Source organism: Enterococcus sp. 3C7_DIV0644 (assembly GCF_002141235.1).
Taxonomy (GTDB): Bacteria; Bacillota; Bacilli; order Lactobacillales; family Enterococcaceae; genus Enterococcus_D; species Enterococcus_D entomosocium.
The window spans coordinates 2,973,669-2,995,696 of record NZ_NGLK01000001.1 but is presented as its reverse complement, the minus strand read 5'-3'; the positions used below and the strand labels follow the sequence as shown (position 1 = coordinate 2,995,696).

The 22,028-nt window shown below is 42.5% G+C and carries 22 protein-coding genes and 1 riboswitch; of the genes, 2 read left to right on the top strand and 20 right to left on the bottom strand.

Features of this window, described 5'->3' with window-relative positions; all coding sequences use genetic code 11:
- Positions 1–195: 195 nt before the first annotated feature.
- From der to A5877_RS14080, 6 genes are all read right to left on the bottom strand, one after another.
- A complete protein-coding gene (gene der, locus A5877_RS14105; protein WP_005237082.1) occupies positions 196–1,506 on the bottom strand; it encodes a ribosome biogenesis GTPase Der in 1,311 nt (436 codons plus the stop codon).
- Positions 1,507–1,669: 163 nt separating this feature from the next.
- A complete protein-coding gene (gene rpsA / locus A5877_RS14100; RefSeq protein ID WP_061053908.1) occupies positions 1,670–2,884 on the bottom strand; it encodes a 30S ribosomal protein S1 in 1,215 nt (404 codons plus the stop codon).
- Positions 2,885–3,096: 212 nt separating this feature from the next.
- Positions 3,097–3,768: a (d)CMP kinase gene (gene cmk, locus A5877_RS14095; protein ID WP_005237085.1), complete on the bottom strand. Its 672-nt coding sequence runs from the start codon at positions 3,766–3,768 to the stop codon at positions 3,097–3,099.
- A 105-nt stretch (positions 3,769–3,873) separates the two neighbouring features.
- Entirely contained in the window at positions 3,874–4,500 is a 627-nt protein-coding gene (locus tag A5877_RS14090; RefSeq protein WP_005237087.1) for an SAG1386/EF1546 family surface-associated protein, read from the bottom strand.
- Between the two features lie 72 nt (positions 4,501–4,572).
- A complete protein-coding gene (locus tag A5877_RS14085; RefSeq protein ID WP_086316987.1) occupies positions 4,573–5,955 on the bottom strand; it encodes an ATP-dependent DNA helicase RecQ in 1,383 nt (460 codons plus the stop codon).
- Positions 5,949–6,944, bottom strand: coding sequence for a helix-turn-helix domain-containing protein (locus A5877_RS14080; RefSeq protein WP_086316986.1), 996 nt, complete (start codon positions 6,942–6,944; stop codon positions 5,949–5,951). The genes A5877_RS14085 and A5877_RS14080 overlap by 7 nt, the downstream gene beginning before the upstream one ends.
- A gap of 26 nt (positions 6,945–6,970) precedes the next feature.
- Between A5877_RS14080 and A5877_RS14075 the strand changes: the two genes are divergently transcribed.
- Complete coding sequence (locus tag A5877_RS14075; protein WP_005237096.1) at positions 6,971–7,186, top strand: ferredoxin; 216 nt, start codon at positions 6,971–6,973, stop codon at positions 7,184–7,186.
- A gap of 57 nt (positions 7,187–7,243) precedes the next feature.
- Here the strand turns inward: A5877_RS14075 and A5877_RS14070 are convergent, their stop codons facing one another.
- The 14 genes from A5877_RS14070 to tuf all read right to left on the bottom strand — a co-directional run bounded on the left by A5877_RS14070 (position 7,244) and on the right by tuf (position 21,325).
- Complete coding sequence (locus A5877_RS14070; RefSeq protein ID WP_016613081.1) at positions 7,244–7,837, bottom strand: ECF transporter S component; 594 nt, start codon at positions 7,835–7,837, stop codon at positions 7,244–7,246.
- Between the two features lie 150 nt (positions 7,838–7,987).
- Positions 7,988–8,112: riboswitch (FMN riboswitch) on the bottom strand.
- Positions 8,113–8,191: 79 nt separating this feature from the next.
- Entirely contained in the window at positions 8,192–8,908 is a 717-nt protein-coding gene (locus tag A5877_RS14065) for a pseudouridine synthase (protein WP_034872188.1), read from the bottom strand.
- Positions 8,909–8,910: 2 nt separating this feature from the next.
- Complete coding sequence (gene scpB / locus A5877_RS14060; RefSeq protein WP_005229316.1) at positions 8,911–9,495, bottom strand: SMC-Scp complex subunit ScpB; 585 nt, start codon at positions 9,493–9,495, stop codon at positions 8,911–8,913.
- Entirely contained in the window at positions 9,488–10,237 is a 750-nt protein-coding gene (locus tag A5877_RS14055) for a segregation/condensation protein A (protein ID WP_008381030.1), read from the bottom strand. Before A5877_RS14055 ends, scpB begins: the two co-directional genes overlap by 8 nt.
- 14 nt (positions 10,238–10,251) lie before the next feature.
- Positions 10,252–11,142 carry a site-specific tyrosine recombinase XerD gene (gene xerD, locus A5877_RS14050; RefSeq protein WP_005237104.1) on the bottom strand — a complete coding sequence of 297 codons (891 nt, stop codon included), beginning with the start codon at positions 11,140–11,142 and terminating at the stop codon, positions 10,252–10,254.
- 232 nt (positions 11,143–11,374) lie between these two features.
- Positions 11,375–11,827: a Fur family transcriptional regulator gene (locus A5877_RS14045; protein WP_005237105.1), complete on the bottom strand. Its 453-nt coding sequence runs from the start codon at positions 11,825–11,827 to the stop codon at positions 11,375–11,377.
- 109 nt (positions 11,828–11,936) lie between these two features.
- Positions 11,937–12,800 carry a S1 RNA-binding domain-containing protein gene (locus A5877_RS14040; protein ID WP_008381026.1) on the bottom strand — a complete coding sequence of 288 codons (864 nt, stop codon included), beginning with the start codon at positions 12,798–12,800 and terminating at the stop codon, positions 11,937–11,939.
- Positions 12,801–12,834: 34 nt separating this feature from the next.
- Positions 12,835–13,152: an AzlD domain-containing protein gene (locus A5877_RS14035; RefSeq protein ID WP_086316985.1), complete on the bottom strand. Its 318-nt coding sequence runs from the start codon at positions 13,150–13,152 to the stop codon at positions 12,835–12,837.
- Entirely contained in the window at positions 13,145–13,852 is a 708-nt protein-coding gene (locus A5877_RS14030) for an AzlC family ABC transporter permease (protein WP_005237112.1), read from the bottom strand. The genes A5877_RS14035 and A5877_RS14030 overlap by 8 nt, the downstream gene beginning before the upstream one ends.
- Positions 13,853–13,970: 118 nt before the next feature.
- A complete protein-coding gene (locus tag A5877_RS14025; protein WP_086316984.1) occupies positions 13,971–15,860 on the bottom strand; it encodes a cell division site-positioning protein MapZ family protein in 1,890 nt (629 codons plus the stop codon).
- A gap of 309 nt (positions 15,861–16,169) precedes the next feature.
- Positions 16,170–17,276, bottom strand: a complete 1,107-nt coding sequence (gene rpoD / locus A5877_RS14020; protein WP_005229298.1) for an RNA polymerase sigma factor RpoD — start codon at positions 17,274–17,276, stop codon at positions 16,170–16,172.
- A gap of 23 nt (positions 17,277–17,299) precedes the next feature.
- Positions 17,300–19,135, bottom strand: coding sequence for a DNA primase (gene dnaG / locus A5877_RS14015; RefSeq protein ID WP_086316983.1), 1,836 nt, complete (start codon positions 19,133–19,135; stop codon positions 17,300–17,302).
- A 157-nt stretch (positions 19,136–19,292) separates the two neighbouring features.
- On the bottom strand, positions 19,293–19,922 hold the full coding sequence (locus tag A5877_RS14010) for a lysozyme family protein (RefSeq protein ID WP_016621009.1): 630 nt from the start codon (positions 19,920–19,922) through the stop codon (positions 19,293–19,295).
- Between the two features lie 215 nt (positions 19,923–20,137).
- Positions 20,138–21,325, bottom strand: a complete 1,188-nt coding sequence (tuf, locus tag A5877_RS14005) for an elongation factor Tu (RefSeq protein ID WP_005237121.1) — start codon at positions 21,323–21,325, stop codon at positions 20,138–20,140.
- Between the two features lie 244 nt (positions 21,326–21,569).
- Here tuf and A5877_RS14000 point away from each other — a divergent pair, with 244 nt between their 5' ends.
- Positions 21,570–21,929 (top strand): YxeA family protein, encoded by a 360-nt coding sequence (locus tag A5877_RS14000; RefSeq protein ID WP_008381011.1) that lies wholly within the window; start codon positions 21,570–21,572, stop codon positions 21,927–21,929.
- The last annotated feature ends 99 nt before the right edge of the window (positions 21,930–22,028 follow it).

Sequence of the window (22,028 nt, the reverse complement as noted above, 5' to 3'; positions counted from 1 at the left end):
ATCAACAAAAATCTTGAGTGGTCCAAGGTTTTTGTCAAATATTGATTACCATCAATATTCTGATATAACGTTATCATAAGAACCTTGTAATATCAAGGATTTTAACGTTTTTAGGGGGTTTTTTTTTGGTTTTTTCCCATTTTTCTAGAAAAGGACAGATTTCTTTGTAAAAAGAAACAAAGTATGATAAAATCTCTATTTTCTTCTGCGTGGAATGATCCGAATCGGCGTTCCTTCAAAAGTGAATGCCTTGCGGATTTGATTTTCTAAGAAACGCGCATAAGAGAAATGCATCAGTTCTTCTTCGTTGACAAAAATAACAAAAGTTGGCGGTTTGACAGCCACTTGCGTCGCATAAAAAATCTTCAAACGTTTGCCTTTGTCTGTTGGTGTTGGGTTGATCGCCACCGCATCCATAATGACGTCATTCAACAACGCAGATGGAATACGCATGTTTTGATTCATGCTGACTTCTTCGATCAACTGCGGCAACTTATTCAAGCGCTGTTTCGTCACTGCGGAAACGAAAATGATTGGTGCATAATCCAAATATTGGAATTCATCTCTGATTTCTTCTTCAAAATCACGCATCGTATTCGTTTCTTTTTTCAATGTATCCCATTTATTGACAACGATAATGATTCCACGGCCTGCTTCATGGGCATAGCCAGCGATCCGTTTGTCTTGCTCGCGAATTCCTTCTTCGGCGTTCAAGACCATCAAGACGACGTCTGAGCGTTCAATGGCCCGCATTGCTCGCATGACACTGTATTTTTCAGTAGATTCGTAGACCTTCCCTTTTTTACGCATGCCGGCGGTATCGATCATGGTAAATTCTTGACCGCTTTCGCTGGTAAAATGGGTATCGATCGCATCACGAGTCGTTCCTTCGATATCTGAAACAATTACTCGCTCTTCTCCAAGAATCGCATTGATCAAAGAGGATTTCCCGACGTTTGGTCGACCGATCAAACTAAACTTGATGATGGAATCGTCTTCTTCTTCCGCTTCATTGGTAAAGTGTTTGACTGCTTCATCTAGGACATCACCGATCCCTAATCCATGACTTCCTGAGATTGGGTATGGATCGCCCAGACCTAAACCATAAAATTCATAGATATCGTTGCGCATCTCGGGATTATCAACTTTGTTGACCGCTAAAATCACGGGTTTGTTGCTTTTGTATAACAAACGAGCCACAAGCTCGTCAGCATCTGTTACTCCTTCACGAGCACTCGTAATAAAAACAATGACATCTGCTTCATCGATGGCGATTTCTGCTTGATGCTTGATTTGATCCATAAACGGCTCATCACTTAAATCGATCCCACCAGTATCGATTACGCTAAACTCACGGCCTAGCCATTCACCAGTGGCATAAATACGATCTCTGGTCACTCCTGGAGTATCCTCAACGATCGAAATTCGTTCTCCAGCTATCCGGTTGAAAATGGTCGATTTCCCCACATTCGGACGTCCAACGATCGCTATTGTTGGATTTGACATTTTTTACCCTCCATTTAAAAAAGCAGTCCTTGTACGCTGCTTCTTGTATTCAATCTTACTTAGTTTACCTAAAGCCATGGAAAGTTGCAAGCTTTCTCGGCAAACAAAAAATCAGCTTATAACAAATTCAAACATCGAATCGTTATAAGCTGATGGCATACAATTACTCTTCGTCGCTGTCTTTTAAGGCATTGCCTAAGATATCACCCATGGTAAACCCAGTTGATTCTTCTGGCAATTGATAATCATCCTCTGAAACTTCTTGTGTTTCATTGGTGTTTTCGGCTTTTTCTAATGCTTTAATACTTAATGCGATTCGGTGTTCTGAAGGGTTCACTTCGAGCACTTTCACTTGCACTTCATCGCCTTCTTGTAAGACTTCATGTGGTGTCGCAATGTGTTTATGGGAGATTTGTGAAATATGGATCAGCCCTTCAACACCTGGGAAGACTTCCACAAACGCACCGAAGCTTGTCAAACGTTTAACAGTCCCAGTTAAGACACTGCCAACAGCCGCTTGTTCTTCAATATTGGTCCAAGGTCCAGGCAATGTGTCTTTGATTGAAAGAGACACACGTTCTTTGTCTGCATCAACAGATAAGATACGGACGTTGACGGTATCTCCAACAGACAAAACGTCACTCGGTTTGCCAACATGCCCATGTGAAATTTCAGAGACATGGACAAGTCCATCGATGCCGCCTAGGTCCACGAAGGCACCAAAGTCAGTCAAACGAGCTACTTTCCCTTCTACTTCTTGTCCTTCATATAAATCAGCTAGTAAAGCTTCTTTTTGTTTTGCTTTTTCTGCTTCAACAACAGCTTTATGAGAAAGGATCAAGCGGTTTTCAGAAGGCTCGATCTCAACGATTTTAAAGGTCAATGTTTTCCCTTTGTAATCTTCAAAATCCGCAACAAAATGATCTTCGACCATTGATGCTGGAACAAACCCACGAACCCCTACGTCAACCACTAATCCGCCTTTAACGACGTTGGTGACTGGTGCTTCGATGATTTTTCCTTCTTGGAAATCTTTTTCGATATCTTCCCAAACTTTTTTCGCATCTAAGCGACGTTTAGAAAGGAGATAGCTGCCATTTTCTTTGTCTTTCCCAATTGCTGAAATCACAACTAATTCTAAGACATCCCCTACTTTGACTGCTTCGTTGATGTCTTCAACAGGTAAAGTCGATAATTCTTTTGCAGGAACAACGCCTTCGACACCGGCGCCTTCGATCCCTACGATCGCTTGTTTATCCTCAATGGCCAATACCTCGCCTTTAACGATATCTCCAACTTTTACTTCTTGGAAATTGTCTAAAGCGGCTTCCATTGATTCATTTCCACTCTCAACCTGATTATTTTCAAATTCTGTCATCTCTCATGTCCTCCTAACCAACAATTCTGCAATAATTGCACTACATCTTTTAGTTTAAAATAGAATGAAAAAAAAATAAAGCGATTTCTCTTATTTTCCTAAAAAACTACGGTTTTTTCGTTGAAAAAGTCTTTTCACGTCTGTTTTCTTGCTTGCTTTCATCTTTTTCGTAGGAAAAATAAAAAAACAATGGGGAACACCCATTGTTTTCGCTAGTCGATCTTTTCTTGGATCGTTTTTTTGATCGCTTCTACGACTTGCTCGATTGTTAAACCGGAGGTGTCAATTCGAACGGCATCTGTTGCTTGTTTCAAAGGGGAGACTTCCCGATGAGAATCCAAGTAATCTCTTTGCTGAATCTCTTCTTTTAAAGTTTCATAATCGGTACCGATCCCTTTTTGCTGATTTTCTTTGAAACGGCGCTGCGCCCGTTCTTCCACACTTGCTACCAGAAAAATCTTGACTTCTGCTTGTGGTAAAACCGCCGTACCAATATCGCGGCCATCCATCACGACACCGCCATCTTTAGCGATCATCTGCTGTTGTTGGACTAGTTTTTCGCGGATCGCAGGGTATGCCGATACCTTCGAAACTGCGTTGGTTACTTCTGGCTGACGGATCGCTTCTGTGACTTGCTCTCCTCCTGCAAAGACCTCTTGACCGTGTTCAGTCGGTTCAAAAGTGATGGGGTATTGATCGATCAAAGCAGCGATCGCCGCTTCATCCTCTAATGAACAGCCGCTTTTTAAGGCCAAATACGTGATGCTGCGGTACATGGCCCCGGTATCTGTATAAATAAACCCTAAATCATTGGCGATGATTTTTGCCACGGTACTTTTCCCAGATGACGCCGGACCATCAATAGCGATGTTGATTTTTTTCATTTTTCTTACTCCTCGTTTCCCAACGATGTGTATTCCTTCATCGTTTCTGCTTATCGTTCACCTTGGCTTCTTCCTACCAAGAAAAAAAACCGCCAAAGCGGTTTTTTATTTAATTCGTAATGTGTCGCCAGGGTATAGCATGTAGTTGTTTGGATCAATCCCATTTAATTGATATAGGGTTTCAACTGAGATGCCTGTACGGGCTGCCACTTGTTCAGGACCTTCACCTGCTTGCACCGTCGTGTATTCCTCGGTACCAGTCGCTCCTTGCCCTTGATTATTTTGCGTAGTGTCTTGCCCTGCATTGTTTTCTTGTTGAGCCGGCTCACTACTACTTGATGGCGTCGTTGAAGCTGGTGCAGAACTGCTACTGCTTGATGAAGAACTTGATTCACTTGTTGACGAACTCGTTTCACTTGTCGATTCAGCAGTTGATGATTCCGTTGTTGATGACTCGGTTGTCGAAGATTCTGTCGTACTTTCTACTGTACTGCTTGAACTTGCTGCGGTCGGGGCATCACTGTTATGATTCAATACCCAAATACCGGCACCAACCGGAATTGCCACGATCAAGAAAAGCAAAACTAAAACGATCGTCAAAAAGAGTGAATTCCCACGCTTTTGTTTTCTTTGTTGGGATCTTGATGCAGAATCATCGTATTCTGTATCATAGATTGGTTGTTCCCACGGTTCTTGATTTTCTGAATTGTAGTCATTGTCTTTCTTGCTCACTCGTATTCCCTCCTAGTTTCCTTCCGATGTATTATACCATAGGTAAATAAAAACTGTCCTGCAAAATACGATTCAATTTATATCTTTAAAAATTTTTATTAAACGTTCTTGCCAATGAAGGATGACTTTTTTTTCTAAAAGCTCTTCTTCCACTGCCAATTCGATCCCGTCATTGTCGCAACAATAAGGATTTGCTGATGCTTCTTCCCCAAAGTGCGCCAATAAAAACTGGCGACGACAGCCGGTAAAATGAATATAAGCCAACATTTTTTGTAATTGTTCTTGCTTTTGCTGTTCGTTTTGTTTTAGCGTTTCCAGCCAAAACGCAGCCCCCAACTCCTTCATCTTCTTCTGCCATTTTTCTTGCAGCGGTGTCAAAGGTCCTTTCATCTTTTTCTGATCCATTCGTTCTAAAGCACGGCGTTCTTCTTTGTTTTCTCGCTGAAAGAAGTAGTGAATCTGCTCATCGTGTTCCTGATAAAGCAAGATCGCACTGCTTTGTTTGCCATCGCGGCCTGCTCGACCGATTTCCTGACTGTAGTTTTCCAGCGAATCAGGCAAGTCATAATGGATTACAAAACGAATATCTTCTTTATTGATCCCCATCCCAAACGCATTGGTTGCGACGAGCAATTTTAGTTTATTCTGAGAAAACTGCTGCTGCAACGTTTTTCTTTGATCGCTCGCTAGACCACCATGATAATAGCCTACCGAATAGCGCTGACGCTGTTTGTTATAGACTTCTTCGACTTTGCTTCTTGTGGAACAATAGATGATCCCAGCCCCGCCTAAGCGGCTGAGATAGTCTGCTAATGCCGCATCTTTGTCTGACGTTTTCTCTACGAACAAGCCGATATTGCTGCGGTTCATCGAATAACGGTAGACATTGGCATTCTTTGCTAACAACACTTGCCGAATATCTGCTTCGACTTGCGCCGTAGCAGTAGCCGTCAATGCTAATGTGACGGGTGTCTTCAAACGTTTTTTTACTTCACCAAGCTGCAAGTACTCTGGTCGAAAATCAATGCCCCATTGGGAAACACAATGAGCTTCATCCACCACGAGCATAGCGATCTTAGCTCGTTCGAGTTGCTGCAAAATGGCTTCTTGCACGATCATTTCTGGACTTAAGAACAAAAATTTGTACTGCGATAAATGCTGCATCACATAGTGACGATCGGTAGGGTCCAGTTGACTATTAAACGCAATCGCGCGTTTTTCCCCTTGCTTTTGTAGGCCATAGACTTGATCTTCCATTAAAGAAACAAGCGGTGAGATAATGATTACGATGCCATCTATGAGGTACCCTGGCAGCTGATAACAGAGACTTTTGCCATTCCCGGTAGGCAAAATCGCTAACGTATCTTGCTGCGCTAAAACACTTTCGATGACTTCTTTTTGTCCTTGACGAAATGTTTTGAAGCCAAAGTACTGATTCAGTGCGTTTTCTAACATCGAATCCCCCGTTTCTGAGCAATCTGTAACAAACGAATCGTCAAAAAATCAGTCGTAAGAAGCTCCTGTAATTCTTGATAGCTGTTTTTCCAAGAAGTTGCTGGCAGCTTATTCATCAATGATGTATCAAAGCGCTGATACGGAAATGTCGGATCAAGCAGTGCCCACTCAATCAAATGATCATTAACGGTTCCTCGTTTGATCCTTCTTTTTTCCATGATCTGCTCAACAGAAGCTCCTTGCAAGAACAATGCACGACTTTCCAGCATACTTTGATTCAGATTCCTATTTAGAAAAGGCGACAATCCTTGAAACAGAACCATCTGAGACTCTTTTTCAACCAGGGCTAAAAATTGATGGATCGCAGCTCCTACATAAAGATTGTCCCAAGGCTTACCTTGTACAGATTCTGGCAAAAGTTGGAAAAACGCCTGCCCCAGAAGATCAGGACCAGATAAGGTACCCGCTAAAAAATCTGCGACTTCTGCGGGAAGTTGGGCAAAAACTGCCGAAAGTTCTCGATGAGTGATCTTTTTGATTTCAGGGTATTGATGGATCAGTCGACGCACAGGTTCTGTATATAAAGGCGTGTTCTCAACAGGAATATACTGATTCGTCACCTCTTGATATGCAGCTGCTTGAACCAGCAGTCGGACAAAACGCCACGCCTCCTCCGTCGTTCGTCCATACCGAAAATAATCCGTATGATGCAACAACATTTCTCTTGACTGTTCATAATTTGCAGCGGTCCTTTTGAGCAGCAGACCATCTGAATCTCGACTTAGCATCCCTTGTTGGATCAAGTCAGCGATCGTCTGTTGATACTCCCTCTCATTCAACTGTGGCAACGCTTGAAAAAGACCTAATCGATCATAAAAAAAGGCATAACTCAAGACAGAGCTAGTGCGCTTACCAATGAGAATTTGATAAAGTGTCGATGGACGCAACTTGTCAGTATCAGAAAACAGCGCTAAAATAAAAGAATCCATATCTTCCTCCCAGAAAGGACTAAAAAATGTCACAACGCTGTAAAATTGTTCCTGAGCGCTGCATTGCTTGTGGACTATGTGCGATCTATGCTCCCGAGATCTTCGATTATGATGAAGATGGGATCGTTTTATTTGCCCAAGAACCGAGTGCACGGCAACAGTTTATCATAGAAGAACAACAAGAAAAAGTCAAAACTGCTTATCGCAAATGCCCCACCAGAGCGATCCTTATAGAAAAATAAAAAAGTCGACCTGCCATTAACAGACCTTTCGTCTGCCACAGCAAGTCGGCTCATTTTTTATTTTCCTATAGCAGAATGATGGGGCTGCTTACGAGCCAACCATGGGAGCAGTTTGGCATGTAGTGCTAAAAAGACGGCACTGACGATCGCTCCTTTAACCAAATTGAAGGGTAAAATCCCGATCGCCACATATTGCGGCAAAGACATCCCTAAAAATTGATCGGCTGTGACCCCGAAAAAGCGTAGATAAAGCGGTGTGATCACAAATAGGTTCGCCACACTCATAAAAATCGTTACCGACAAGATACCGCTGATGACACCAACCATTTTGTTTTTGGTGTGGATACCTTTGCGGAAAAAGTAGTACATTGGCAAAGTAAAGGCACATGATGCTAAAAAGCTTGCCGTATCTCCCACCATATCAGCAGGTGAAAAACCAGATAAGAACAAATGCAGGACCGAACGAATGAAGGCAGTCACTACCCCACTCCAAGGACCAAATAAAAACATCATGATCATCACGGGAATATCACTAAAATCGATCTTTAAAAAGCTGAATGCCGGAAAAATTGGAAAAGCGATAAATTGCAAAATTGTTCCCATAGCAGCACACATGGCGATCGTCACCATTTTTCTTGTTTTGTTGTTCATCAGTATAAATCCTCCTAAGTTCAGGATTCCTCTTCAAACGAACCTATTAAATTTCCTCGGCTTTCTTGTCGGCGCCAGACAAAAAATGCCCTCTTTTTTCCACAGGGAAAAAAGAGGGCATTCGAAATAGCCATAAGCAAATCAAATACGCTCTATCTTCTTTATCCAGACTGTACTGTCGGTATCGGAATTTCACCGATTCAGCTATTTCCGAAGAAATAGGTCGTGGACTATAACCACCGGTCGGGAATTGCACCCTGCCCCTGAAGACGAACCTTTATTCTATTTATTACATGTTCTATTATACACAAAATCTAAACATTAACAATAGTTACGTTTTCAGATACTTTTCAACTATTTTGCACTGTTTTTCAGCTGGCTGACTTCTTTCTTCGACAACTCTCGGTATTCCCCTGGACGAAGACCTTTTAAATCTAACGGACCATAGTTTTCCCGTTTTAGTTTTTGTACAGGCAAACCAACTGCTTTTAGCATGTTTTTGACTTGATGATTGCGACCTTCGTGGATCGTCAATTGCACAATACTAGATTGTGCCGTTTGGTCTGTCGATAAGATTTCAAAGCGAGCAGGCGCGGTCTTACGCCCTTCGATCCGAATTCCTTTTGTCAATGGGAGCAGTTGCTTTTTATCCGCAATGCCTTTGACCTTGGCAACATACACTTTTTCGACTTCGTGTTTTGGATGCATCAGTGTCTGTGACAATTCCCCATCATTTGTCAGTAGCAGCAAACCGGAGGTATCATAGTCCAAGCGGCCGACTGGATACACCCGTTCAGGGACTTCAGCAAAATAATCCAAAACGACTTTGCGTTTTTTATCATCTGTTACAGCTGAGATCACGCCACGAGGTTTATAGAACAGATAATAGACATGTTGTTCTTGTTCGATCGGAACGCCGTCCACTTCAACGACGTCTTTTGAACCGACTTGGACCCCTAATTCTTTGATTACTTGTCCATTGACTCGCACACGGCCTTCGGTTATCAATCCTTCAGCTTTTCTTCTTGAGGTGATGCCGGCATGGGCAATCACTTTTTGCAAACGTTCCATCTTCATTCTCCTTCTGTTTCTGCTTGTTTGTAGCGGTCGTAAAAAAGATCAAACGGTGCATCTTCTTCAAGTTCATCTTCCATTGATTGGATGTCAGGCAATTCAGCCAAACTTTTTAAGCCAAAATAATCCATAAAGTATTCCGTCGTACCGTATAGGATCGCTCGTCCTGGTCCGTCCACGCGTCCCTTTTCTTCAATCAGCCGCTTTGCCACCAGTTTTTGGACCGAACCGCTGGATTGAACGCCGCGAATCTCTTCTACTTCCATCCGAGTGATCGGTTGCTTATAAGCAATGATCGACAAAGTTTCCAAAGCGGCTTGCGACAATGAACTCCCCATCGGTGATTCGGCGTATTTCTTCAATAAAGGGGCAAATTGCTTTTTAGTGGTTAAAATAAAATGATTGCCAACTTCTAGAATATGCAACGCGGTATGTTCATTTTCTTCATATTGCTGATTTAGTTCCTGCAAATGCTGATAGACACTGGCAGTATTACTTTTGACTAAATAACTCAGTTCTTCAAGTCCGATCCCCTCATCACCGACGACGAATAAGATCGCTTCTAATTCACTATATTTACTCATCTTCTTTACCTGTTGGATAGAGCAGAATCGACGCATAATTGTCTGATTGCTCTACTCGAATCGTTCCTTTTTTCATTAATTCTAACAGTGCCATAAAGGTTACCACAACTTCTGTTTTATTGTAAGAAGTAAAAAACGAATCAAAGCTGCGGCCTTTTTTAGCACTCACATGTTGCATCTCCAACTGAATCGCCGCCATCTTTTCATCGATGGTGCTTTCATCAGGAGAAATCTTGGTTTCTAGTACTTGGCGATTTTTCTTTTTCTCGATCATTTTTTGAAAAGCCAAAAAGAGATCGATCGTGTTGAATTGATTGGCTCTTAATTGATCTTCTTCCTCTTTGTATTCATCGACATCCATCGGATCTTTCGTGTAATACAAACTGCGCTCTTCCGCTTTTTCTGAAAGCTGTTCGGCTGCGTACTTAAATTTTCGGTATTCTAGCAGTTGTGCCACCAGCATATCCCGCGGATCTTCTTCGTACTCTTCGACTTCAGCAATCAACTCTTGTTTAGGCAACAGCATCTGGCTTTTGATCGCCATCAAAGTCGCCGCCATGACTAAATACTCTCCAGCGACTTCTAATTCTAAAATTTTCATGGCATGGATGTACTGCATGTATTGTTCGGTGATGGTAGCAACTGGAATATCATAAACATCGATCTCCAGTTTTTTGATCAAATGAAGCAGCAAATCCAACGGTCCTTCAAAGACAGCTAATTTTATTTTGATTTCTTCCATTCCATCCTCGATTTCTAGGCGCGCGGAAAGTGCTGCTTGTACACTTCCGTCATCCGTTTCTTCGTTATATGCGTGTAAATCTGAGTGGTCGAGATGTCTGCGTGCCCTAGCAACTCTTGAACCGTTCGTAGATCTGCCCCGTTTTCTAATAGATGGGTCGCAAAACTATGGCGCAGCGTATGGGGAGTCACATTCTTGGTGATCCCAGCTTGTCGAACCAAGGCTTTTAAATTTTTCCAGATCCCTTGACGAGACAGTTGCGTACCATGGTTGTTTACAAACAGATGGCTTTCATCCGGCGTTTTTCTCGTCAAATACGGACGCGCATCGCTGAGATAGGTTTCGATCCATTGAATCGCTAAGTCCCCTAATGGAACGATCCGTTCTTTGTCGCCTTTTCCGGTTGTTTGCAACAATCCCATACTTAAATGCAGATCGTTTAATTTTAACCCGATCAACTCACTGACGCGCAAGCCCGTCGCATACATCACTTCCAAAATCGCTCGGTCACGGATGCCCAAAACTGCTCGCGTATCCGGTGTTTCGATCAACCGCTCCACTTCTTGTAAACTCAAGGTATCAGGCAGCTTCTGCTGTTTTTTTGGTGAATCAATATGCTGCATTGGATCATGATCGGTAAACCGTTCTTGACGCAAAAATTGATGGAACCTTCGCAAACTGGAAACCATCCGAATCACGGTTGCCGAGGATTTTCCCGCTTCTTGCAGACTTTGCAAAAAAGACAAAACGATCACTCGGTCGATCTGCTGCCACTGAGTGACTTGTTTTTTTTGTAAAAACGCAAGATACTGTTGCAGATCTCGCTGGTAGCTGGCACGGGTATTTTGGGATAGCCCGCGCTCAATGGTCAAATAATGAAGATAATCAATGATTTGTTCGTTCATGGGCTTCCTCTACTTTCAGCTTTTTTATCATATCAAATTCTGGCTCGTTAAGATAGTAGCTTGCCAATAAAAAAGAGGCATCTACCCGTATCTTTTGCCCAAGGAAACACCCGAATCATAGCAGATTTTTCGGTTTCTTTCAAATCGGAAAAAAGAGCACTCTTCCTATTGGAAACCATCTGACTATCATTCGGGTGATAACAAACGTTTATTTAAGATCGCCAAAGTACAATCACTCGGCTTTGCTTTGGCACTTTTGACAGACACCATGAAAGGTCAACCGATGATCCTTTACTAAAAAATGGTACTTTTGTTCAACGATCTCTTCGACACTGCCCAGCAGATCCTCTTCGACTTCTTCAATATTGCCGCATTCCAAACACAACAAGTGATGATGAAAGTGTTTGGCACCTTCTTTACGTAGATCATAGCGAGCGACACCGTCATTAAAGCTGACTTTATCGACAATTTTCAGATCCGTTAAGATCTCCAATGTTCGATAGACGGTTGCCAAGCCAATCTCAGAATTTTTTTTTCGCACAAAAAAGAAAATCTCTTCTGCGGATAAATGGTCTTTCTCATTTTCTAATAAGACCAACAACGTCGCTTCTCGCTGAGGAGTTAATTTAAACCCCGACTCGTGCAATTGTTTCTTGGTCTTTTTTAACGCTGCTGTTGTGTTCATAGTTGCCTCCGTATGCCGTTAATTTATAACGATTCTAATCTGAGTGAAAATCACTCAAGACAAACATTGTAATCATTATAAATTAGAACGATAAAAGAAACAAGTATTCTCAATTAGGTTTTTTGATAAGAATCGTAAAGCCGTCTTTTTGCTCAATCAAACGCTGTTTCATCAAGGTTCCTAATGCCCGTTTAAATTGGCCTTTACTAATACCAAATGTTTGCAAAATCTCTTCTGGGGCTGATTTGTCCGTGAAAGGAATTTTGTTCTCAGGCGCTCGTTCTAAAAAGGTTAGAACCATGGCGGCATCATTTGAGATCGCCTCGTGGGCTCTTGGTTTCAATGAAAGGTTCAAGACACCATCTGGACGAATCCCAATCACTCGCCCTTTGACCACTTCCCCAAGGCGCGGCTCTTGATACCGTTCTGATGGATGGACGAAGCCAATATAAAAATCATCCGTCAGCAAGTAAGTACCCGCTAACTTCAAACGGTACACGCTACCTGTAACATCTTGATTCTTCATTTGCTCCGTACCATTTTTGCTCAATGCCTTAAAAATTTTCTCATCTGCTAATGAAGCCCAAATACGCTCTTTGTCATCGACCCGCAAGCTGACCATCAAACGGTCGCCTTTTTTGGGCCAAAGTTCCCGCATTGTTGGCAATTCATCTAATGAAACCACCATATCTTTGTCTTTCAAACCGATATCGACGAAAACGCCTAAGTCGCGACGGCTTCCTGTGACTGTACCAAAGGCATAATGCCCTTTGCGGCTTTTCGGAATATTCGTAGTGAGCACATTTTCTTGCTTTTGATTTTGATAGCCAAACCCTTCGACGGCTTCACCTAAATGATGTTCGCCTTCTTCCTTGGCTAGTCGGAAGGTAACCCCGCCTTTTTGAACAAAATAATTCTGTTCGTTTTCATCAATGATCAATCCGCTGAATACGGATGCTAATAAGTCTTTCATCTATTCTCTCCTTTTTCTTTAAAACTGCTCGTTCCTATAAAAAGAAACGCAACAGCGCCATAGCAATAACGCCTGTGATAACGATTTTCATCAAATCTTTGGTATAATACCCCACCAATAATGCCGGGATACAGGCAATGGTTTCTTTAACTTTCAAAATGGGGAATTGACCTTCACGAAAGGTCAGTAAATTTTGCACCAACAATGCCGCCAAAATACACAACGGTAAATAACTCAAAAAAACGGTGAAAGGTTCCGGGAAGACGAGCTTCTTAGAAAATAAAAAAGGAACGATCCGCGGAAGCCAAGTAACCAATCCACATACTAGCATCAGTATAACAAAATTAGTCATGGTGTGTCACCGTCCCAACCAAACATCCTGCCAGTGTCGCCGCAATTACCGCAATCTCTGCGGTCGAAAAACGCATAAATAAAATCAAGGTCACCACAACTGTCCCTAGTATCAAGAGCGTTTGCTGGGTTTTCTTCTTAAGCGGTCGCTCTACTTGAAATAAAAAAAGACCAACAAACATAGCTACTAAGGCAAAATCTAAGCCTAACGCTTCTGGATCTGGAATAAATGAACCCAATAAACCACCCAAAAACGTCGCAAAAATCCAACTCAAATAAGCCATTACGTTCAACCCGTGGGTCCATTTCGCTGTGACTGGTTTGTCTTGTTGCAGTGCCGTCGTCAAAACGCCATAGGATTCATCAGTCAAAAGTGTCCCGATACCAATGGCAGAAAGCAACGGTGTCTTTTTAAAATAGGAAGCTACTGACAAACTCATTAAAAAGTGTCGTAAATTCACTAAAAAAACTGTTGCGACGATTGTCATGAAAGGTGCTTGAATCGCTAGTAAGGCGCAAATGATAAATTGAGCACTGCCAGCATAGACAATAATAGACATTAAAATAATTTCTAGAATAGACAACCCAACGCCTTTTCCCACAACCCCCATTGCAAAACCAATGCCCAGGTACCCAAGAATCGTTGGTACACAAGCAATGACCCCGTCTTCAAACCGATCATATCTCTCAATTTTCTGCACAAAAACCCCTCCTTGTTTGAACGATTATCTCTCATCATATCGAAAACAAGGAGGGGAAACAAGTATTTTTCACATGTGCATGTAATAACTCTGAAAATTTTCTAGTGACTCAGGAGACTTAGCGAACGGTGTGATCGTTCCCATTGCCTCTGAAATAGCCAGTTTTGGCGTTTACCGTAAATAAGTATAGCGGGAACGCTGAATCATCCGTTCCTTTAAGCAAGCTGCCTTGGGCATTTGTCGCATAAAAATTGTAATAGCCCTCACCATTGACGATTCGTACACGTTCAAAAGTATAGCCGCCTTCTACCACATAACCGCGAGCAATCGCTGTGGCGATGATTTTTTCTTGGACACCATCTGCCCACACCCAGGCGCTATTGTTTACATCATTCAAATCACTTTGGCGGGCTGGAATAATTGGCTGATTGTTGGTATTTGTTGGTGTATTCGGCGAAAGCACATACTCTTCTTCAGAAGTACTTTGCGCGGGCGTCGCAGCGCTTGTAGATCCGCTGCTCGAAGCGGAAGCGTTGTTCTCGGAAGCCGCCGCTTGTGCTGCTTCTTGGGCAGCTTGTTGTTGCGCCACTGCTTGTTGGGTAGCTGTTTCACGCTTCGTCAAGGCAGTATCGACTTTACGTAGTTCCGTCGTAAGACTTTCAACCAGTGAATCGATTGGCAAAGCTTGGATTTTTTTCATCAAGGCATTGTAGTTCTCACGAGTGACACTCGCCGGTGCTTCACCGTCACCACTTAAAGCCACCATGCTCTTCACTGCATTTTGAACTTCCTCGATCGCGCTGAACTCTTTTTGTCCCATGTCGATGGCTTGATTGATCAACTCATCAAAGGCATCCCCGTTCTCACGCTTCGCCATTGTGACAGCAGTCGCTTCTTTCAACGAGACTTCTTCCAACTGATCCTCCACAACTGCAGGACTGCTGAAATAGCTATTGATCTCTGTCAAAGCTGCTAATTTGTCAGCAATTGTCTCTGCTTCTTGTGACAAGACATCGTATCGTTCGTGGTCTTGAAAATCTGCCAACTGATTCGTCACAGCCGTCAACTGTTCTGCTGTTTTTTCGCTTTTAATGAACACTCGCTCATCATTTGTATAAAAATCATTCAACTCATTTTCGATCTGATCTAACGTACGGTTCTCTTGCGCCAGTTGCGTTTGTCGGGCAGTTTCTTGTTGCTGCTGTTGATAGTAATAAGCCCAACCACCACCCGCTGCCACTAACAAACAAGCCGCTGTAATATAGAGTGCTTTGCGAGGGCTCTTCTTGCTTTCACTGGAAGAAGACGTTTCTTCTTCAGCAGTCGCCTTTTGTGGCGTTTCATCCGCTGCGGTGATTGGTTCAGGAATTGGATCGATGACTGGTTCTGGCTGCTTCTCAGCTTCTTCAATAACTGGCTCCGTCACCACTTCCTCCTCGCTTGACGGCAGAGGTTCCTCGCTGGCTTGCATCTGACTTTCCTCTTCAGCAGAGGAAAGATCAATGGCGGTTTCTTCTGCTTCTAGAGCAGCTGCTGCCTTTGCTTCTTCATCAAGTTTGTGCTGTCGGATATAAGCGGCCAAAATCTCAGAGTCATGCTGTTCATCCGTACTCAGTGCATCGGTCTCATTAACTTCTTCACTGGCTGAAATTGTGTGTTCTTCTGTAGACTCAGAGTTTTCCACTGTTTTTGGTTCTTGTTTAGACTCTGATTCAAGTGTTGTTTTTTGCTCATCAGAAAAAGCCTCTTGCTGTGCAAGGTCGATCGTTTCTTCATTCGAGGATGGCCGATCGCCTAAGTGCTCCTCCATTTTTCCAATCGGAACATTTTTAAAGTCAGACCAGCGAATATCATCGTTTTTGTTTTGTAGCTCTTCTGGCGTAACGGAAGAGTCAGATGATGGTTCCTGTTCATTCTCCTTTGCTTGGTTCCATTGAAACCCGCAATTGGGACAAACGGGTGTTTCTTCTATTGCTTGAAATCCACATTCAGGACATGTCTTCTTCATTGATTCAAACTGACTCCTTTTGTTTTTTGCATTTCCTTCTATGAAGCAGTACCCTACCAGATCAAACGCTTGACGCGCCCACTGCTTCCTATTTCAAAGACCGACAAATAATGGGTCTTTTTTCGCATTTCTTTTTTATTACTCAATTGTGCAGATGCACAAAATTAAATTTATCACATTCTAGGCAATTAGCCAACACTTGCTTGGTTACGTTTTTATTAAGTTCTTTACTTATCCTATGGAGAGATGACAAAACCTGAACAAAAAAGACTTTCCAAAGGGGACCTTTGGAAAGTCAATAAACCTTAATTATTCTAAGAAATCTTTCAATTGTTTTGAACGAGATGGGTGGCGTAGTTTCCGTAACGCTTTTGCTTCAATCTGACGAATCCGTTCTCTGGTTACCCCAAAGACTTTGCCGACTTCTTCTAAGGTCCGAGTACGGCCATCATCGATTCCGAAACGCAAGCGTAGCACATTTTCTTCACGGTCAGTTAACGTATCCAATACATCTTCTAATTGCTCTTTCAAAAGCTCATAAGCCGCATGCTCTGCCGGACTTGTAGCATCTTGGTCCTCAATAAAATCACCTAGATGAGAATCATCTTCTTCACCGATTGGTGTTTCTAATGAAACGGGCTCTTGAGCGATCTTCAAGATTTCACGAACTTTTTCCGTTGGCAAATCCATTTCTGCGCCGATTTCTTCTGGTGTCGGTTCGCGTCCTAAGTCTTGCAATAATTGCCGTTGGATACGAATCAATTTGTTGATGGTTTCCACCATATGCACTGGGATCCGAATGGTTCGAGCTTGGTCAGCGATGGCACGAGTGATCGCTTGACGGATCCACCAGGTCGCATAGGTCGAGAATTTAAACCCTTTGCGATAATCAAATTTCTCAACGGCTTTCATCAAGCCCATGTTTCCTTCTTGGATCAAATCAAGAAATTGCATTCCCCGACCCACATAACGTTTGGCGATGCTGACTACCAAACGTAAGTTGGCTTCTGCCAAACGCTGTTTCGCTTCTTGGTCGCCTTCTTCGATTTTCAGAGCGAGAGCCACTTCTTCTTCTGCGGTCAAAAGCGGTACCCGACCGATCTCTTTCAAGTACATCCGCACAGGGTCATTGATTTTCACACCAGTCGGTGCAGACAAATCTTCTTGAGGTTGGGTTTCTTGTCGTTTTTCATTACTCTTTAAACTATGGACTGAAGGCTCTCCATTTTCATCCACGACACTGATGCCGGAATCCTCCAGTTTTTGAATTAGTTTGTCCATTGCATCAGCATCCAAAGTATAAGGCGTTGCTAAACGATTGGTAATGTCATCGTAAACAACTTGCCCCTTTGTTTTGTTTTCTCGGATGTATTCGGCAACTGCTTTGTCATACGTTTTTTTTGTTTCTTCTGCCATGAAAGAAAGCCCCTTTCAGTTCGCTATTTAGCTTGTTTCAACCGTTTGGTCAAATCAATGATTTCGATTGCAAGTTCAAGTTCTAATTGCTGGTTTCCTATTTGTCTTGCTTCTTGCTGCTGGATTCGTTTTTGATTGATTTCTTCAGCAATGCCCGACTTTTGAAAGACCTGCAGAATGTCCTGAAATTCTTGTTCAGTCCCTTCCTCAGAAGCTTTAAGATCTGCAATATAGATCACCATTTTTTTCATTGAATCTTCTTTTAAAAAATCTAAGAACTTTGCTAAAACAAAGTGTTCTTCTGTTTCCATATACGCATCAAACAGCAGATACAGTTGTTGATAACGATCATGGATAAAGGATATACCACTCGCTCGAAAGCGATGGTTTAACGTACTGTCATGAAACAAACGGTACAATAATAATTCTTGCGCTTTTTCCACCTGTGTTTTGGGCTGCTGCCGTGTAGGCGGCGTAAAGACCACAGGGGTGTCTGTTGGCGGCGGTGGCGCTACATCTTGCATCGTCCGTTGCTCTTGCCGGTTTTGCTTAAGATGCTGCTGCAAGGTCTCACGACTCAAATTGAACTCTGTAGACAACTGAGTCAAATAGCGGTCTTGCTCCAACAAAGAATCCACACGCTGCAATTCATTTAAAACAACTTGGACATAGTCCAGTTGCTCCTTCTCATTGGCTAAATTGCGATTCATCCGATGATAATCCATCTTGAAGGCAAAAACGGTTTCTTTGCCGTGGACAGCTAGTTTATAAAAAGCTTCTGTCCCATATTTGCGCAAATACTCATCTGGGTCCATCCGTTCCGGCACTCGCACCACAGATAATTTCAAACGGCTATTGTTTTGCAGAAGCTCGATCCCGCGGTTTGTCGCTTCAACCCCTGCACTATCTCCATCGTAACAAAGAATCACTTCTTGTGCCACTCGCTCGATATGGGCGATCTGCTGATTGGTCAAACTGGTCCCCATTGAGGCGATCCCATTTTCGATTCCTGCCTGCCAAGCGGCAATCACGTCCATAAATCCTTCAAATAAATACACTTGGCCATCTTTGCGCATCGCACGGCGTGCTTTGTCAAAGTTGAACAGAACCTCGCGCTTGTTGAAAAGGATCGTTTCTGGACTATTTAAATATTTCGGCTGGTCTTGATCACCAACTTTTTCGCTTGCTAGCCAACGACCAGAAAAACCAATTGTTTTTCCTTGAGGATTACGGATCGGAAACATGATTCGTTGGTAAAAGCGGTCTGCCAATGAGCCATCGTTTCGTTGAACAAAGAGCCCTGTATCAGGAAAAAATTCAGCTTTGGCTTGTTCATTCAAAAAGACTTTCTCCAAAAACGAGCGTTCATTCGGCGCAAAACCAATATTGAATTCTTCGATCAATGCCATCGTCAATCCGCGATCCAATAAATAATCAAGCGCTTCTTGGCCAGCAGCCGTATTCACCAACATGTGATGATAGACCTCGGCGGCTTTTTCATGCAGCGCAATCAATTGACTCGTTTGTGAGGTCGCTTCATTGATGCCTTCTGATTGCTGGTATTGCGGATCAAGAGGAATATCGTTCATTTCTGCTACTTTGACGACTGCTTCAGGAAAACTGATGCCTTCAAGCTCTTGCAAAAAACCGTAAACATTGCCCCCACGACCGCAACCAAAACAATGAAAAATTTGTTTGTCTTCTGCAACGGAAAAAGAAGGTGATTTCTCATTATGGAAGGGACACAAACCAAAATAATTCTTTCCAGATTTCTTTAACTGGACATACTGTCCCACGATATCAACAATATTGCTGCGTTCGCGAATATCGTCAATGATCGTTTGAGGAATTCGTGCCATCCACTCACCTCCATTTGGTAAGTATTCATCGTTTATTAGGTAAAAAAACGCACTAATAGGTATCAGTGCGAAGAATAATTAGACGGAATCACTCATAATGATTTTACCATATTCTATTTGTATTTCAAGCTTTTTTACTTCAGTTATTTTGTGACAATCAGGAAAAGAACCCTGCCGTAACATCGATTTTCCATCGGTTCAATTTTATTAGATCCGCATAGAACATATTGCCGCCATTGTGATACAAATGACCGCCATTATAAAAGACCGATTGGATGCCCCAATAACGATAGGTCTGTTCTGTATCATTGCCTAATAACGGGGATAAAACCTCTCTGGAATATGTTTCTGCTAATTCTAAGGTGTTCACGCCACCCCGTTCAGCGACATAATCAATATAATCTGTACCAAAATTATAAGCCTGGACTGCGGTCCAAAGATCACAGTTCATTTGCTCTGCTTTTTCGATCAACTCGGCTAAATAAGAAACCCCTTGTTCGATGCTTTGTTCTGGCGTATCAAATTGGTTTTGTTTTCCATATACACTTTCAGAACTTTGCATCGGATCATTGCCTTGTCCTTTTGACTCCGTCAGCATGATACTCATTGCTAAAGACTGATATTCAGAGATGTCGTGGGCTTGTGTCTGCTGTGCGATTTCCGCTTCATACGCATAGACAGCTTTCAATGCCGTGTAGTTTCGATAGCCCCAAACCCCTGCTCCAATCAGCAGCAGCAAGAGCGCAAACTTCAGTACAAATCCTAGGAAACGTCGAATTTTTCTCATCAAATACATCCCATCTTTTCTAAGTCAGAATCTATCGTACTATGAAATGAACAGGCTGACTAGAATTTTTTCTCTCCTAAAAAATCCTTAATAAAATCACAAGATTATTTAGAAAAAAACAAGCAATCCTAAGCTGATGGAGGGATTGTTGCTGGTCTGACATGAAAAAGGAAACAGTGCTCCTTCAGATAATGGAAGCACTGTTTCACTGATTTTTATTTTTCGATCGTGGTCACGATACCAGAACCAACTGTTCGTCCACCTTCACGAATGGAGAAAGTCGTTCCATTTTCCACAGCGATTGGATGGATCAATTCCACATCGATCGTTACGTTGTCACCAGGCATAACCATTTCCGTTCCTTCTGGTAAAACGATATTCCCAGTTACGTCCGTTGTACGGAAGTAAAATTGTGGGCGATAGTTATTAAAGAATGGGGTATGGCGACCGCCTTCTTCCTTTGTCAACACATAGACTTCTGCTTGGAATTTCGTATGTGGTGTGATGGAACCTGGTTTTGCTAACACTTGGCCCCGTTCAATTTCATCCCGGGTGATTCCCCGTAATAATACTCCTACGTTATCACCAGCTTCCCCAAAGTCCATCGTCTTACGGAACATTTCTACTCCTGTCACGACTGCTTTTTGTGTTTCAGGTTTGATTCCGACGATTTCTACTTCATCACCGACTTTTACTGTTCCGCGATCGATCCGACCAGAAGCAACGGTTCCCCGTCCAGTAATTGAAAAGACATCTTCGATTGGTAATAATAATGGTTTATCAGTGTCTCGTTCAGGTGTTGGGATATATTCATCTACCGTATCCATCAGCGTTAAGATCGCTGCTTCAGCCTCTGGGTCACCTTCCAAGGCTTTTAAGGCAGAGCCTTTGATCACAGGAATGTCATCACCTGGAAAATCATATTCAGTCAGCAATTCTCTGACTTCCATTTCAACTAAATCGATCAACTCATCATCATCGACAAGGTCAGTTTTATTTAAAAAGACGATCAAATGTTTCACACCCACTTGACGAGAAAGCAAAATATGTTCACGGGTTTGCGGCATTGGGCCATCTGTCGCTGATACGACCAAGATTGCGCCGTCCATTTGGGCAGCCCCTGTAATCATATTTTTCACGTAATCCGCGTGTCCTGGTGCATCGATATGGGCATAGTGCCGTTTTTCTGTTTCGTATTCTACATGGGCAGTATTGATGGTGATACCACGTTCGCGTTCCTCAGGAGCCGCGTCGATACTTGCGTAATCTTGCGGATTGGCAAGTCCTTTTTTCCCAAGAACTGTGGTAATAGCAGCAGTCAAGGTTGTTTTCCCATGGTCGACGTGTCCTATCGTTCCGATATTAACATGGGGTTTGCTACGATCATAATGTTGTTTTGCCATATTGTTTCCCTCCTAGAGAAAGTTGAGTCGTTCTTTGACTCGAATCATATTTTGCGATTTACGCTTCCAAATTCATAAGTATCAACTTATTTTTTGTAAGTTTAAATCTACTCTTATTATAGGTCAAAATTAGTCAAAGTCAAGTGAGATGTCTCGTCTGCTAATCCCTAAGAATTTCTTTGCTTTTTTCGATCTATTGGACGTAGGACAATTTTTATGAATAATAGAAGATGAGGTGAGAAATGTGAAAAAAATCATTGCAACGCTGGTTTTTGCAGCAATTTTCCTTGGTGGCTGTTTTGCTACTTATCATTATTACTATGGTGGAAGTGACTACTATACAGTCATCAGGGATGCCGGCGAGCACGACACGGAAATTAGTGATAACGGAGTTGCCGAAGATGTCTACCGTTACACACAAGACGCTTACAGTTCCTCTGGAGAAGTCAAAACGGTCAAAATGAATGAGCACCGTTCCGCGCCTTTAAGAGAAGGTGCCTATTTGAAATTATTGGTCAATCCTAATAAAGGTGTTCTGAGCTGGGAAGAAGTTTCTGAAGAAGACGTTCCCAAAGCCGCCCTTGAGAAACTGACCGATCAATAATTGCTGATATTGATCAAAGATATCCAGAAAAAAAGCAGAGACTCCTCATTACTTAAAGAGGAATCTCTGCTTTTTTGTGCTCGTTCTATGTTGTTAGCT

Bases quoted from the DNA above. Each gene is read 5' to 3' on its own strand.
- A5877_RS14055 (WP_008381030.1), bottom strand. From the start codon at position 10,237: ATGGAAGAAATCAAAATAAAATTAGCTGTCTTTGAAGGACCGTTGGAT.
- A5877_RS14035 (WP_086316985.1), bottom strand. From the start codon at position 13,152: ATGACTAATTTTGTTATACTGATGCTAGTATGTGGATTGGTTACTTGG.
- A5877_RS14075 (WP_005237096.1), top strand. From the start codon at position 6,971: ATGTCACAACGCTGTAAAATTGTTCCTGAGCGCTGCATTGCTTGTGGA.
- A5877_RS14045 (WP_005237105.1), bottom strand. From the start codon at position 11,827: ATGAACACAACAGCAGCGTTAAAAAAGACCAAGAAACAATTGCACGAG.
- A5877_RS14070 (WP_016613081.1), bottom strand. From the start codon at position 7,837: ATGAACAACAAAACAAGAAAAATGGTGACGATCGCCATGTGTGCTGCT.
- A5877_RS14065 (WP_034872188.1), bottom strand. From the start codon at position 8,908: ATGGAACGTTTGCAAAAAGTGATTGCCCATGCCGGCATCACCTCAAGA.
- A5877_RS14085 (WP_086316987.1), bottom strand. From the start codon at position 5,955: ATGTTAGAAAACGCACTGAATCAGTACTTTGGCTTCAAAACATTTCGT.
- A5877_RS14080 (WP_086316986.1), bottom strand. From the start codon at position 6,944: ATGGATTCTTTTATTTTAGCGCTGTTTTCTGATACTGACAAGTTGCGT.
- xerD (WP_005237104.1), bottom strand. From the start codon at position 11,142: ATGAACGAACAAATCATTGATTATCTTCATTATTTGACCATTGAGCGC.
- dnaG (WP_086316983.1), bottom strand. From the start codon at position 19,135: ATGGCACGAATTCCTCAAACGATCATTGACGATATTCGCGAACGCAGC.
- cmk (WP_005237085.1), bottom strand. From the start codon at position 3,768: ATGAAAAAAATCAACATCGCTATTGATGGTCCGGCGTCATCTGGGAAA.
- A5877_RS14025 (WP_086316984.1), bottom strand. From the start codon at position 15,860: ATGAAGAAGACATGTCCTGAATGTGGATTTCAAGCAATAGAAGAAACA.
- scpB (WP_005229316.1), bottom strand. From the start codon at position 9,495: ATGAGTAAATATAGTGAATTAGAAGCGATCTTATTCGTCGTCGGTGAT.
- rpoD (WP_005229298.1), bottom strand. From the start codon at position 17,276: ATGGCAGAAGAAACAAAAAAAACGTATGACAAAGCAGTTGCCGAATAC.
- A5877_RS14010 (WP_016621009.1), bottom strand. From the start codon at position 19,922: ATGAGAAAAATTCGACGTTTCCTAGGATTTGTACTGAAGTTTGCGCTC.
- der (WP_005237082.1), bottom strand. From the start codon at position 1,506: ATGTCAAATCCAACAATAGCGATCGTTGGACGTCCGAATGTGGGGAAA.
- tuf (WP_005237121.1), bottom strand. From the start codon at position 21,325: ATGGCAAAACAACATTATGATCGTAGCAAACCCCATGTTAATATCGGA.
- rpsA (WP_061053908.1), bottom strand. From the start codon at position 2,884: ATGACAGAATTTGAAAATAATCAGGTTGAGAGTGGAAATGAATCAATG.
- A5877_RS14040 (WP_008381026.1), bottom strand. From the start codon at position 12,800: ATGAAAGACTTATTAGCATCCGTATTCAGCGGATTGATCATTGATGAA.